At 53.5% G+C, this 13,155-nt stretch carries 16 protein-coding genes and 1 pseudogene; 11 read left to right on the plus strand and 6 right to left on the minus strand.

All coding sequences use genetic code 11. The annotated features are described in order from the left end of the window. The 4 genes and pseudogenes from L692_RS32285 to L692_RS0101370 form a co-directional block, all read left to right on the plus strand. A pseudogene (locus L692_RS32285) lies at positions 1-247 on the plus strand (hypothetical protein); the annotation flags it as partial. A gap of 70 nt (positions 248-317) precedes the next feature. Next, the gene (locus tag L692_RS0101360; RefSeq protein WP_025696503.1) at positions 318-905 is read left to right on the plus strand and encodes a nucleotidyltransferase family protein; all 588 of its coding nucleotides are present in this window, start codon (positions 318-320) and stop codon (positions 903-905) included. A 286-nt stretch (positions 906-1,191) separates the two neighbouring features. After that, complete coding sequence (locus tag L692_RS0101365) at positions 1,192-1,446, plus strand: hypothetical protein (protein ID WP_025696504.1); 255 nt, start codon at positions 1,192-1,194, stop codon at positions 1,444-1,446. Positions 1,447-1,477: 31 nt separating this feature from the next. Further along, the gene (locus L692_RS0101370; protein ID WP_025696505.1) at positions 1,478-2,089 is read left to right on the plus strand and encodes a class I SAM-dependent methyltransferase; all 612 of its coding nucleotides are present in this window, start codon (positions 1,478-1,480) and stop codon (positions 2,087-2,089) included. A 90-nt stretch (positions 2,090-2,179) separates the two neighbouring features. On the opposite strand, the gene L692_RS0101375 is transcribed toward L692_RS0101370, so the two are convergent. The 4 genes from L692_RS0101375 to mnmL form a co-directional block, all read right to left on the minus strand. After that, the gene (locus L692_RS0101375; protein ID WP_025696506.1) at positions 2,180-3,133 is read right to left on the minus strand and encodes an alpha/beta fold hydrolase; all 954 of its coding nucleotides are present in this window, start codon (positions 3,131-3,133) and stop codon (positions 2,180-2,182) included. A 94-nt stretch (positions 3,134-3,227) separates the two neighbouring features. Next, entirely contained in the window at positions 3,228-4,196 is a 969-nt protein-coding gene (locus tag L692_RS0101380; protein WP_025696507.1) for a type I phosphomannose isomerase catalytic subunit, read from the minus strand. A gap of 36 nt (positions 4,197-4,232) precedes the next feature. Beyond that, on the minus strand, positions 4,233-4,829 hold the full coding sequence (gene mnmM, locus L692_RS0101385; protein ID WP_025696509.1) for a tRNA 5-(aminomethyl)-2-thiouridylate-methyltransferase MnmM: 597 nt from the start codon (positions 4,827-4,829) through the stop codon (positions 4,233-4,235). Further along, positions 4,829-5,785: a tRNA modification radical SAM protein MnmL/YtqA gene (gene mnmL / locus L692_RS0101390; RefSeq protein WP_036721323.1), complete on the minus strand. Its 957-nt coding sequence runs from the start codon at positions 5,783-5,785 to the stop codon at positions 4,829-4,831. The genes mnmM and mnmL overlap by 1 nt, the downstream gene beginning before the upstream one ends. Positions 5,786-6,109: 324 nt before the next feature. On the opposite strand from mnmL, the gene L692_RS0101395 reads away from it, so the two are divergent. Together L692_RS0101395 and trmB are read left to right on the plus strand one after the other, a co-directional pair. Continuing rightward, positions 6,110-6,292, plus strand: coding sequence for a hypothetical protein (locus L692_RS0101395; RefSeq protein WP_025696512.1), 183 nt, complete (start codon positions 6,110-6,112; stop codon positions 6,290-6,292). A 195-nt stretch (positions 6,293-6,487) separates the two neighbouring features. Continuing rightward, entirely contained in the window at positions 6,488-7,201 is a 714-nt protein-coding gene (gene trmB / locus L692_RS0101400) for a tRNA (guanosine(46)-N7)-methyltransferase TrmB (RefSeq protein ID WP_025696514.1), read from the plus strand. Positions 7,202-7,431: 230 nt separating this feature from the next. Here trmB and L692_RS0101405 read toward each other — a convergent pair whose 3' ends face one another. After that, the gene (locus tag L692_RS0101405) at positions 7,432-7,959 is read right to left on the minus strand and encodes a phosphatase PAP2 family protein (protein WP_025696515.1); all 528 of its coding nucleotides are present in this window, start codon (positions 7,957-7,959) and stop codon (positions 7,432-7,434) included. Positions 7,960-8,367: 408 nt separating this feature from the next. Here L692_RS0101405 and L692_RS0101410 point away from each other — a divergent pair, with 408 nt between their 5' ends. From L692_RS0101410 to rplT, 4 genes are all read left to right on the plus strand, one after another. Next, on the plus strand, positions 8,368-9,606 hold the full coding sequence (locus L692_RS0101410) for a glycosyltransferase family 2 protein (protein ID WP_025696516.1): 1,239 nt from the start codon (positions 8,368-8,370) through the stop codon (positions 9,604-9,606). Between the two features lie 295 nt (positions 9,607-9,901). Then, positions 9,902-10,399 (plus strand): translation initiation factor IF-3, encoded by a 498-nt coding sequence (gene infC / locus L692_RS0101415; RefSeq protein WP_025696518.1) that lies wholly within the window; start codon positions 9,902-9,904, stop codon positions 10,397-10,399. Positions 10,400-10,430: 31 nt separating this feature from the next. Further along, positions 10,431-10,631 carry a 50S ribosomal protein L35 gene (gene rpmI / locus L692_RS0101420; RefSeq protein WP_025333811.1) on the plus strand — a complete coding sequence of 67 codons (201 nt, stop codon included), beginning with the start codon at positions 10,431-10,433 and terminating at the stop codon, positions 10,629-10,631. A gap of 33 nt (positions 10,632-10,664) precedes the next feature. Then, entirely contained in the window at positions 10,665-11,024 is a 360-nt protein-coding gene (gene rplT, locus L692_RS0101425) for a 50S ribosomal protein L20 (RefSeq protein ID WP_025696521.1), read from the plus strand. Positions 11,025-11,112: 88 nt separating this feature from the next. Here the strand turns inward: rplT and L692_RS0101430 are convergent, their stop codons facing one another. Beyond that, a complete protein-coding gene (locus tag L692_RS0101430; protein ID WP_025696523.1) occupies positions 11,113-11,655 on the minus strand; it encodes an acyl-CoA thioesterase in 543 nt (180 codons plus the stop codon). A 274-nt stretch (positions 11,656-11,929) separates the two neighbouring features. Between L692_RS0101430 and L692_RS0101435 the strand changes: the two genes are divergently transcribed. After that, positions 11,930-13,015, plus strand: a complete 1,086-nt coding sequence (locus L692_RS0101435) for a BMP family lipoprotein (RefSeq protein ID WP_025696524.1) — start codon at positions 11,930-11,932, stop codon at positions 13,013-13,015. Positions 13,016-13,155 lie beyond the last annotated feature (140 nt).

Consider the following 13,155-nt stretch of genomic DNA (forward strand, 5'->3'; position numbering starts at 1 on the left):
AGCGGGAATCAGTGAGCGGGATTTGCAAAAATACGCGGCGCTGGAGATTTTGCCGTTTTCGCTGACCCGGACGCTGTCTTCCATCGGCGGTCAGGCGGCAGCAATGGGTGGCGCTGGAGAAGCGGACGCGGCGGACAACGGAGCGGCGCAGGACGGGGGCAGCACCCTTTTGCTCGTGCTGTACCAGCAGGATGAGAGCCAGAAGCCGAGGGTTTATGATCTGCCGGTTCAGCGGGTTCTCCAGTAGGTTCCTAATTATCGGCGGGCCTTCCGGGACAGCGTTGTCCATGCCCGCACATCTCAAAGGGAGGAATAGCATGTCCGAAGCAGAGGAGCTGCGGGAGCGGCTGATCGGCATTATTGAACGGAATGACTGCTTGCTTTCGCTGTTCGAACGGTCGGGAACCCTCAGTCCGCATCCGTATTACCTCGGGGCGGGCTGTCTGGTGCAGACGGTCTGGAACGAGCTTACAGGCAAGCCGCCGCTGTACGGAATCTCGGATATGGATATCGTCTATTTTGATAACACGGACCTAAGCTATGAAGCGGAGAACGAGATCGTGGAGAGGGGACAGCGGCTTTTCGCGGAGCTGCCCGTTCCCGTCGATATCAAGAATCAGGCCCGGGTGCATTTGTGGTATCCCGGCCGGTTTGGCGTTCGCCTTGCCCCTTACGCTTCGCTGGAGAACGCAATCGACAGCTGGCCGACGACGGCTTCTTCGCTTGGCGCGCGGAAGGAGCGTGACGGGGGCTGGCGAATCTACGCGCCTTTTGGCCTGGAGGACTTGTTCCGGCTAATCGTAAGGCCGAACAAGACTCTGGTTACGGAAAGCGCGTATTGCGCCAAGGCGGTGAAGTGGAAGAGCCGATGGCCGGAGCTTACCGTAATCCCGTGGGAAGCCTAGCGCCTGAGCGGAAGCATAGCGTCTAGCTGGGCCTCCTGGCGGCGGCCAGCATATGCGGACTCATTCCCAGCAGGCTTTCCTCGAGTTATCTCCCAATTCCAGCCCTCCCCGTTTCCAGATTTAAGGAATAGTATGTCTGGATCTTCCTTATTTGGTCAATTCATTTCTTCACACTATAAACCTGTCCCAAAAGGTGGTAAACTGTGTTCAACTTGAGTGAGATTGCAGAGCTTAGCGCAGGTACTGTAAGCGGAAATGAGCCGCGGAGCAAGGAGGGAAAAGCGGGATGAAGTGGGAAGAAATGAGACGGCTTTTTCCCCATCAGTATGTTTTGTTCTCCGTCCTTCAATATCATCAGGAGGGCACCAGAAGATATATAGACGAGGTCGAGCCGATCCGCGTGGTTGCAGAAGAAGACGCCCGTACGGAATTTAATCAAGCCGGACCCGGCAAGCTGGTCTATCATACTTCCAGCAAGGTATGCATTATCCGTATCCGCAGAAGGAAATTAAGCCGAGTGAGGCGTAAAAAGACAAAATAAGCGGATCTGAACGGTTAGAGGAGGCTGTTATATGGAATCGGTCATACGCTACTATGACGGCTACGATGAAGCATCCAGACTGACGAGGGACAATGTCGGCAAGCTTGAGTTTATCACGACTACGCATCTCCTGAACAAATACATATCGGCGGAGCATACCCTGCTGGACCTTGGCGCCGGAACGGGGATTTATTCTTTTTATTATCTTAAGGAACAGGCGGATCAGAGCCAATGTATAAGCGAATGCATGAGAGTGCTCAAGCCTGGCGGGATTTTGGCGGTTGCTTATGTGAACAAGTTTTTCATATTCCCGTACCTGGTGAAGTGGGACACCCGTTTCCTGACCAACCAGTGGATGGCGAAATTTCTGGAAGAGGGCAGCATCAGCTCGGCCGATGAGGACTGTTTCTGGACGGATGCCTATTTCCATACTCCCGCACAAATCGAGCAGCTGCTGGGTGAGCATGGGGCGGACAAGCTGGAACATGCGGCAGCGGACGGCATAGGCGTAATTATGAGGGACACCGTTAACACGTTTGGCGGGGAGCAGTTCGACTCCTGGGTGCAGTACCATCTGAGAACCTGCTCCGAGCCGTCCATTCTTGGCATCAGCAATCACGGCTTGTACGTGGGACGGAAATAGCAGCAAGTTATAGGGTAAAAGCAGACACAAGACAGGCCTCCCGTGAATGCGGACGAGACCTGTCTTGCTGGCTTCATGCAGATATTCGTGTTATACCCGCAGCAGATTGTTGCCGGGGGGGAGATGGCGGACCAGCCAGTCGAGCAGATCGTCCGTAACCTGGCCGCGGTCTCTTTCATTCAGCATTTCATGCCGGCCGCCCGGGTACAGCCGCACCTCCAAATCGCTCACGCCCAGACTCCGGTACAGCTCGGCCAGCCGAAGGACTCCTTCGCCGTTCATGCCAACCGGGTCTTTCTCGCCGGAGAATAAATATACCGGCTTGTCCTTGCATAGGGAACAAAGCGAAGCTTCGGTATGGATGTCCTGCAGCAGCCGGAAGAAATCCCGGAAGAACCGGGTCGTGCAGATTGCCCCGCAGAAGGGATCAGCTATGAAGCCGTCGACCTCCGCCGTATCGCTGCTCAGCCAATCGAAGGCCGTGCGGGTAGAGGAGAATGAACGGTTATAAGGACCGAACACGATGCCGTTCAGCAGCACACTGCGATGCCGCTCGCCCATCAGCTTGAGCTGGGCCTTTGCCAGCATCTCCCCAAGCCGCAGCATCCCGCGCGGGCCGTTGCTCCCGCTCAGAATATAGCCAGCATAGATTTCGCTTCCCGGCTGGCACATCAGCTTCTGCGTCAGAAAAGAGCCCATGCTGTGCCCGAGCAGAAATACCGGGACTCCCGGGTGTCTGCCGGACGCGATTGCCGCAATCTGAAGCAGGTTGCGGCGCATCCAATAGAAGCCGTCGCGTCCGGCGTCGCCGAGCAAATCGATTCTTCCCGCCGTCTTGCCGTGTCCCCTGTGGTCTCCCGCGTACACCACGTAGCCCGCGGCGTTCAAGCGTCCGGCCAGGCGGGCATATCTGTAGCCCGTTTCGCACATGCCATGCGAGATTTGCACAATGCCCCGGACAGGGCTGTTCGCCTCCGGCAGCCATTCGTATACATGAATAGGGACCCCTATGGGATCGGTCATGGTAAAGGAATGTTCCGTCACGCGCTTTTCCTCCTACTGTAACAAGCGGCAGGACGGATCGGAAGAAGCGTTATTCTCCAAGCCGGAAGCGCCTGTCTGTGAGGTCAAATTAGATTTAAGGCAAATAAGAACGAAGTAGGGTTGCTTGCCCCTCAATAGTATAAGTGCCGAGATTCGCCGGAAGCAGATAGCACTCGCCCGCCGAATACGGCTGGGAGCCGCCTTCCCAGATCAAATGGCCGCTCCCTTCGCAAATGACCAGCACGGTGAAGCTCTCCGGATTCGTTTCAAGGCTCCAGTTGCCGCTTACAATGCCTTTTTCCACGATAAAATAAGGAGATTTCGCCAGCTGCAGCCATTCTCCGGCTACGGCGCCATCGGTCTTCATGGAAGTTGCTCCCGCGCCTTCGTAAGCGGTCACGTTCAGCGAATCCTCGATATGCAGCTCGCGCGGCTTGCCGTCAAGACCGGGCCGGTCGTAATCATATATCCGGTATGTCGTATCGGAGTTCTGCTGGATTTCCGCCACGACCACGCCCGCGCACAGCGCATGCACCGTACCGGCCGGAATGTAGAACGTATCCCCCGCCGAAACAGGCACCTCCTTAAGAAGTTCCATGACCGTCCCGTCCCCCAGCGCCCGGCTCAGACCTTCGCGGTTCACGCCTTCTTTGAGGCCGTAGATGATTTTGGCGCCCGGCTTGGCGCCCAGCACGTACCACATTTCCGTCTTGCCGAGTTCGCCCTTGGGCAGCCGGTCATAATCGTCGGTGGGATGAACCTGAACGGACAGGTTGTCATTGCAATCGAGGAGCTTGATGAGTAGAGGAAATCTGCCGCCATTCTCCGAATAGCCCTTGCTGCCGAACCACTCGCGTCCGTAGCCTTCGCGGATCTGGTCCAGACCTTGTCCGGCCAGCTCGCCGTTTACGACGGAAGAGGTTCCGTTCGGATGATCGGCAATCATCCAGCCTTCGCCGATATGACCTTCGGGGAGGTTCAGGCCGAACTTCTCAAGGGCTCTTCCGCCCCAGATGCGTTCTTTGAATTCCGGTTGAAATTTTAAAGGATAAGGCAGTGTCATAGATCCATCTTCCTCTCCAAATCAGGTTTAATAATCTTATACCCTCTTTTTCTCAAGCGCGATAACATAGGGGGCCGTTCTTCGCTGAAGCTGGCGGTACATGATGGCGCTGGCCGTTGTCTGCGGCACGGAGGACGCCCAGGCCATAACCGCTTCCGCTTCCAGCTCGCCTCCGGGATGTCCGGGGTAGAGAACCGCCGTTACAATTCCGCCGGGCCGGAGCAGGTCCAGGGAAGCTTCGAGCGCGGCCACCGAGCTGTCCGGCAAAGTAATCACGCTCTTGTCCGCGTCGTCCGAGGGAAGATAGCCGAAGTTGAACATGATGGCGCCGACGCTGCCGCGCCACGAAGGAGGTAGTTCGTCAGCCATCGCGGCATGGCTCTTTAGTAGAAGCGTTGAAGGGGCGAGGGCGTTCCCCCCGTCCTCCCTGGCGCGGCGCAGGCGCTCCCCGGCAAGCCTCAGCGCCTCCGGCTGGATATCGAAGCCGTAGACCGAGCCTCTTGGTCCGGCTGCCTTGGCAAGGAACAGCGTGTCCGCGCCGGTTCCTACCGTGGCATCAATGGCCCGCTCGCCGGAGGCGAGACGTTCTTCTACCATTTTATGGGCAAAGCTCAGTACAGACAGGAAGCCCATCAGCGCTTTCTCCAATACTTGCCCTGCCAGGTATCCCGGCGCTTCAATTCGTCGTCGATCGCGTTGAGCACTTCCCATTTCTTGAGGCTCCACATCGGGCCGATAAGCAGCTCGCGGGGGGCGTCTCCGGTCAGACGGTGCACGATCATTTCCGGCGGCAGCATTTCCAGCGAATCGGCGATGAGCCGCACATATTCATCCCGCTCCAGAAACCGGAGCAGCCCGGCCTCGTACTGCTTAACCATCGGCGTCTTGCGCATCAGATGCAGCAGATGGATCTTGATGCCCTGAACATCCATCTGCGATACGGCGGACACCGTCTCCAGCATCATTTCATGCGTTTCCTGCGGAAGACCGTGGATTATGTGCGTGCACACCCGGATGCCCCGGCTGCGCAGCTTCTCCACGGCCTCATAATAGCACTGCGTATCATGCGCCCGGTTAATGAGCCGCGAGGTGGACTCGTGAATCGTCTGCAAGCCCATTTCAACCCATAGATAAGTCCGTTCGTTCAATTCCGCCAGATAATCGACAACATCATCCGGAAGGCAGTCGGGGCGGGTGGCGATGGACAATCCGACCACGCCCGGCTGTTCCAGAATAACCTCATAGTACTCCCGCAGCTGCTCGACCGGAGCGTACGTATTAGTATATGCCTGGAAGTAACCGATATACTTGGCGTTCGGCCATTTCAGATGCTGGCGGTCGCGGATGCTTCGGAACTGAGTGACGAGATCGTCGCGCCGGCTTCCGGCATAATCGCCCGAGCCGCGCGCGCTGCAGAAGGTGCACCCTCCTTTGGCAATCGAGCCGTCCCGGTTAGGGCAGGTAAAACCGGCGTCCAGCATAACTTTGAACACTTTATCGCCGAACTGCTTGCGCATTTCGCAGTTCCAGGTATGAAAACGTTTGTCTCCCCACAGCGGCGCTGTGGAAGAGGCTGCTAGTATAGACATGGATGTCTCCTTTGTAATTGCAAATAATGATTGACACGAGTTCATTGTATCAAAAAAAGGGAGCAAGCGTAACAGGGCGGCATGCTCAGCAGTCCAGCGAAAACTCGGCGGGCTTCAAGGGCTGAAATCGCCTCGTCCAGGCCTGTAGACAGCATCAAAATTATTTAAAATATAGGCCTTTGGAAGGTGGAAAGACACTTGAAATTACTGACACGTCATGTTATATTTTAATTGTAAAATCGCTTTGATGTCACTCGTATGAATGAAGGAATGGATAGTCTCTTGTCGGCATGGTCCATACAATTAACCGTGAGGTGATCGCACATGAATTCTCAAGCCGTATATCCTGAAGGCAGAGGTCCGATCGACGTGCAGCTGACTCCTGACGAGGCTCTCGCGCTCACAGGCGTGGAATTTAAAGGAAACCCGAAGATCAAGACCGAAGCGCAGCGCAAAATCCGCAATGCTTTCGAGAAGACATTTGATTTTAGCTCCGAACCAAGATAGACTATGAATTGTTGAAATTAGGGACCCCAATTCCAAATACAACAGGAAAGGAATTTCCTTGTGTTTCGCCGGGTAGTGCGAAGCAGGGAGATTCCTTTTTCTTTTTCGTTTTGCATCTTTACTTTTCGGGGCAAGTTAGTCACAATATTGCAAGGAATCATGATCGTAACCTGTCGGTTAGTGAAAGGAGTAAACATGCGTTTACGCGGAAGAAAAGGAATACGTGAAAGTCTGGAACAGCAGACCGATCTGGTCGTGCTTGACCCTCGCAAGCATAAAGGACAATGGTCCGGGCTCTTTGGCAACGACCGCCCGATTTATGTGGAGTTCGGAATGGGGAAGGGGCAGTTCATCAGCCAAATGAGCCGCAAGTACCCCGAAATTAATTTCATCGGTGTGGATATGTATGATGAACTGATCCGCCGTGCGGCGGAAAAGGCCCGGAATATATGGGAGCCGGAGGGGCAGGCAACGCCGCCGAACCTGAAGCTTGCGCTGGCCAATATCGAATATGCGGAAGAGGTGTTCGCCGAGGGAGAACTGCGGCGCATCTTTCTGAACTTCAGCGATCCCTGGCCCAAAACGAAGCATGCCCGGCGCAGATTAACGCATCCCCGCTTTTTGGACAAGTATCGTGTGCTGCTGGACGATTTGGGGGAAATTCATTTGAAGACGGATTCGCGCAGTCTTTTTGAATTTTCCTTGAACGCCTTTGCCGACTTCGGTCTGCAAATGTCGAATATATCGCTGGATCTGCATGCGGGAGGCATCAATGAAGAGCATGTCATGACCGAATATGAGACGAAGTTTGTCGGCCGGGGCGTTCAGATTCACCGCTGTGAGGCGATGGTCGGCGCTGAAGCGCTGAAGCGCAATCAAGCCTCCCGTCTGGACAAGTACAGACTGTAGCCGGCAGCATCACGGGCCGAAACGTGCAAGGCGGAGGCTGGTCCTCCGGCATTCCTTTAACAAAAAAGAGAGTCCTTCGGCTCAGGCCGGAAGGACCTTTTTTGATATAAGGCCATTTATTGGTTCTGCGCGTATAAAAAATCCGGTGCGGGGAAAACGTGGTAAGACGGGTGAATTTGCGGCGCCGACCTGACTTTCGCCGGGCTACAGGTTCGGCGGCGGCGCGGGCTTTAGCTCCATAGCGCGACTGTGCCGGCGGCGACCGTGGTGCCGATCAGCGCGCCTGCCGCTACATCGGAAGGGTAATGCAGCCCAAGGTAAATCCGCGAGAATCCCACCGACAGGGCCAGAGGCAGCAGAATGAAGCCCAGGACGGGGAAGGCCGCCACATAAGGCACTGCGGCAGCGAAGATAGCCGTCGTATGCCCCGAAGGAAACGAATGGTCTTTAAGGGGATTGCGGAACGTGTTCGTTCCGGGCAGGGCCAGATAAGGGCGGACTCTGGGATACAGTCTTTTGGCGACGGCCACGGGAAGGTGGCTGACGGCCAGGGAGATCAGCGCCTGCTGTGCGGGCTGCTTCAGCGTATGGGGAGCAAAGGCCCAGACGAGAAGACTGATGCCGATGCTGGCTGTCGCTCCGCCCAGATGGGTCAGATAGAAGAGCCAGAAATTCAGATAGCGATTGTGCAGGCGCCCGTTGATCCATTGGAACAGACGCCGCTCTGCGGTAAGCAGCTTTAGCATTTTAGTTCTCATAGTGGTCCCTCCGCTAATAACGGCCGCCATTGCAACGGCGTTAATTAGGATAACCCGCTTTGGCCTGTACAACTAATATCATCATACTTTTTTGCACGAACCGATTTCAAGAAAAAGGTCGATTTTACGCGAAAAATGACAGTTTTGACTTGGATGCCTTTAAGCCGTACAATGGTTCAAGCGGACTTCCCACGTTTATATGGTAACAGAGAAAATAAAGCGTTTTGTAAAATCCGGAACGCAAGCAGAAAATCCATATCGACGGCATATATAACAAGATCGGGACCGCAAACAAAACAAGGGTATGCTTCACGTCTGTCGCTTTAGGATTGCAACAAAAGGGTCATTTATTACGTTCAAAGGTCAGAAAAAAAGAACCTGAACAGAAAAAGGGGGCATCGACGGATCATGACAGATGCAATTTTTGTGACGCTCCAAGTGATCTTGGCGCTAATTGCGGTTTACCAGTTTGGCTTCTCATTGTTCGGACTGCACAAGAAAAAGAAAAAGGAGCTCTTCCCGCCGCAAAAATCGTTTGCCGTGCTCGTAGCCGCGCATAACGAAGAAGAAGTGGTCGGGGCGCTTATGGAGAACCTGAAGCAGCTGAACTATCCGAAGGAACTTTACGACGTATTCGTCATCTGCGATAACTGTACGGACGGAACCGCCCGCATTGTCCGGGAGCATGGCATGAACGCCTGCGTCCGCACCAACAATAATTTGAGAGGCAAGGGCTACGCGATCGAGTGGATGCTCGGGAAGCTTTGGGACATGCCGCGCCAGTATGACGCCGTCGTCATGTTCGATGCCGACAATCTGGCCCATACCGACTTCCTGATGGAGATGAACAATGATCTCTGCTCCGGCGCCAAAGTCATTCAGGGCTATATCGATACGAAGAATCCCGAGGATTCCTGGATTACCGCCGCTTACGGCATTTCCTACTGGTATATTAACCGGCTCTGGCAGCTGTCGCGCCATAATCTCGGCATGGCCAACTTTCTTGGCGGAACGGGCATGTGCTTCGAAACGAATCTGCTTAAGGAAATGGGCTGGGGAGCAACCAGTCTTGTAGAAGACCTGGAGTTCACCATGCGCAGCGCGTCGAAGGGCGTATACCCGGAGTTCAACTATGACGCCAAGGTGTTTGACGAGAAGCCGCTCACGTTCAAGGCATCGTCCAGACAGAGGCTTCGCTGGATGCAAGGGCATTTTACCGTCGCCCGCCGTTACTTCTTCCCTCTGCTGTGGCAGAGTATCAAAGAACGCAGCTTGACCAAGTTCGACCTGGCCCTGTACGGTGCGAACGTATACATCGTCCTGCTTACGTTCCTGATGACCGCTGTGATGTGGATCGACAACTCGCTCCTCGGCGGGCCGCATATCGCCAACCTTTACGGCCACCTGCCTTTATGGCTGAGCTATGTCGCCGTTTTCGCCAATGTGTTTACCTTTTTCGTATCGATGATTCTCGAGAAGGTAACGTTCAAGAAGGTGTACGCCTACATGCTGCTGTTCCCGGTGTACCTGATTTCATGGTATCCGATTACGTTCTACGCGTTCTTTACCCAAAACAACAAGCAGTGGAGCCATACGAAGCATACCCGCGTTGTGCGTCTGGAGGAAGTTCAGAGCAAGCAGGGATAGGCTCTCCAATCGCATTTAAATAACACCGGGGAAAATGTTTGACATCGATGGCTGGATGGTGTAGACTATTCAAGTGTGCTAAATTAACAAGAGATTACAAGCAGAAGCATCGGCTTCTCACCTGATCGGCTAACTGCCGGCTGGTTTTGATCTCAATGCTTTATGAATGCTGTTCATTCATGAACGTTGATCAGACGGGCTGTCGGTAATTCCGGCACCCGTTTTTTTATTGGGTAGAAGCTTATATCTTACAGCCAATCAGATCCGGAGGTGGAGAATTATCAGTAAGGACCATATGATCAATGATGAGATTCGGGCGAGAGAAGTTCGTTTGGTTGGTGCGGAAGGAGAACAAATCGGGATTAAACCGATCCGCGAGGCGTTGCAAATGGCAATCGATCTTAATCTGGATTTAGTCAATGTAGCGCCGCAGGCGAAGCCGCCGGTATGCCGCATCATGGATTACGGCAAGTTCCGTTACGAGCAGCAGAAGAAAGAGAAGGAAGCCCGCAAGAACCAGAAGATCGTAGACATCAAGGAAGTCTGGTTCCGCGCCAACATTGAGGAGCATGATTATCAGACCAAGTTCCGCAATGTGGTCAAGTTTCTGAATGAAGGCGACAAGGTGAAATGCTCCGTCCGTTTCCGCGGACGCGAAATTACCCATGCCAATATCGGACAGAAGATTCTGGAGCGCGTCAAATCGGAAGTGGCCGAAATTTCCGTTGTGGAGCGCCAGCCCAAGCTGGAAGGCCGCAGCATGATCATGATTTTGGCACCCAAATCGTCTTAAACAGCAGCATAACTATTGAGGAGGAAACACCATGCCTAAAATGAAAACTCACAGCAGCCTGAAAGGCCGCTTCAAAATCACCGGAACAGGTAAAGTAAAGCGCTACAAAGCTTACAAAAACCATCTGCTGTCCCACAAGTCCAAGCGCGCTAAGCGGGTTCTGGGAACCAACCCTGTAATGGCTCCCGGCGACGTAAGACGCCTGAAGCAAGGCCTGGCTAACCTGAAGTAGTTCTACAACACATTTTTTGGGAGGTTTATTAATATGGCAAGAGTTAAAGGCGGCTTCGTCGTTCGTCGTAAACATAAAAAAGTACTGAAACTGGCAAAAGGTTATTTCGGTTCCAAGCACCGCATTTTCAAAACCGCTAAAGAACAAGTAATGAAATCGTTGGTCTACGCATACCGTGACCGTCGTCAAACGAAACGCAACTTCCGCAGACTGTGGATCGTTCGTATCAACGCCGCAGCCCGTCTGAACGGTCTGTCCTACAACAAGCTCGTACATGGCCTGAAGCTGGCCGGAGTGGACATTAACCGCAAAATGCTGGCTGACCTGGCTGTTAACGACCTGAACGCATTCAACTCGCTGGCTAACGTAGCCAAAGAGAAGATCAACGCGTAAGCATCGGTCAGCGATATAAGAAGCACCGCCTCCGGGATTCCCGTGAAGCGGTGCTTTTTTTTGTGCGTATTTTTGAGGAAGGACGGGGTTACTCCCAATACTTTGTGGTAATAAGCTGGGAGGCCAGCTTCTTGCTGGCGGCGCGCCTGATTTTCCGCTGCTCGGACCGTTCCTCCGCCAGATCGCTGATCAGCTTCTCTTCGTCCGTCTCGGGGATCACAGCGGGCACAGGGGCGGGTTTCCCGTCAGGCCCGATGGCCACAAAGGTGAGAAAGGAAGTGGCAGCTACGGTGCGCTCGCCGGAATACAGATTTTCGGCAATGACCTTCACGAACACCTCTATGCTGGTGCGGCCCGTCCAGGACACAAAAGATTCGAAGCAGAAGGAATCCGTGGGCCGGATCGGGGACAGAAAGTCGACGGAGTCCGTGGAGGCGGTAACGACACTGCACCGGCAGTGGCGCATCGCGGAGATGGAGGCGACTTCATCTATATTGCTCATTAGCTTGCCGCCAAACAGGGTCTGGTGGTTGTTGATATCGTTCGGGAAGACTCGCCCCGTTTTGAATACACGTGATTCCCGGCAGTATTTTGATCCCGGAACTGGCGGCTGGGATGATTGGCTCATCATGATTGGCTTCCTTTCTTTGGAATGATAGGCATTTATAATAATGGAAATCCCCTTATTATGCAATACTATCTTAGGTAATATAACACTAAAGGGAGATAAACATTACACAAGAGGTTAGAGTAAGCGGTTTACTGGAGGAAAACACAAATTTTTATTAACCGAAGGTCATTAGTTTACTGGATTTTACCGTTTTTACCCGTTATAATTTGTTTCAGTGGCATGTCCAACGAACAATACAGAAGGCATCCAAATTTCTTAAGGGGGATCACAATCGATGAAGAAGATTTACAAGCTGTCTCTTGTTATGCTGCTTGCTTTCACGGTCATTCTGGCCGGTTGCGGAAGCAACAATAATAACGCGAATAACGCATCCGGAGACACAGGCACCAACACAAGCGCCAATACTGGAACCAACACGGGGTCCGGCGAAGCTCCTGCGGGCAACTCCGACATCAAGATCGGTATGGTTACCGACGTTGGCGGCGTAAACGACAAATCGTTTAACCAATCCGCTTGGGAAGCCCTTAAAGCCCTTGAGAAAGAGAATGGTGTGAAGGTCCAATATCTGCAAAGTAATTCCAATGCGAACTATGAGCCGAACCTGAACCAGTTTGTTAAAGGCGGCTATGCCCTGACCTGGGGGATTGGCTTTGACATGGGCGTCTCCGTGAAAAAAGTTGCGGGTGAGAATCCCGACGCCAAGCTGGCCATCATCGACAATGTGGTGGATGCTCCCAACGTTGAGTCCGTTACCTTCTCCGAGAACGAAGGCTCGTTCCTGGTTGGCGTTGTTGCCGGCCTGACGACCAAGACGAACAAGATCGCATTTATCGGCGGCGCGGAAAGCCCGGTAATCAAACGTTTTGAAGCGGGCTTCAAAGCGGGGGTTGCTGCGGTTAATCCGACTGCCAAAGTAACGCCTACTTATGCCGGAGCTTACGACAAGCCGGATATCGGCAAATCGCTGGCAGCTACATTGTATGACGCAGGCAATGACATTATCTTCCCGGCTGCGGGCGCAACGGGCAACGGCGTATTCAACGAAGCAAAATCCCGCAACAAGGCAGGCGGCGCCAAAGTATGGGTTATCGGCGTGGACAAAGACCAGTCAATCGAATTTGGCACGGATGTAACGCTGACTTCCATGATGAAACGCGTTGACGAAGCGGTTAAAGTCGTTTCCAAGCAAGTCATCGATGGAACTTTCAAAGGCGGCACAACCACTGTTCTCGGCTTGAAGGACAACGGTGTGGGTCTGCCGGAAACCTCCAAGGTTAACGTAAGCGCGGAGATCCTGGCTAAAGTGGACGATTACAAGCAACAAATCATCGACGGGAAGATTACAGTGCCTACGGAGTAACTCTTTCCCTCAATTGAATAGGATTGAACAATGAGAACCAAGGCCGGTTATATATAGCTGGCCTTGTTCTTAGTTATAAGATAGACTTAGGAAGATTGGCCGCAAGAGTTCCCGGGACGCCCCCCGTTTTGGGCCATGCG

It is taken from the genome of Paenibacillus forsythiae T98, from assembly GCF_000520735.1.
GTDB classification, from domain to species: domain Bacteria; phylum Bacillota; class Bacilli; order Paenibacillales; family Paenibacillaceae; genus Paenibacillus_AQ; species Paenibacillus_AQ forsythiae.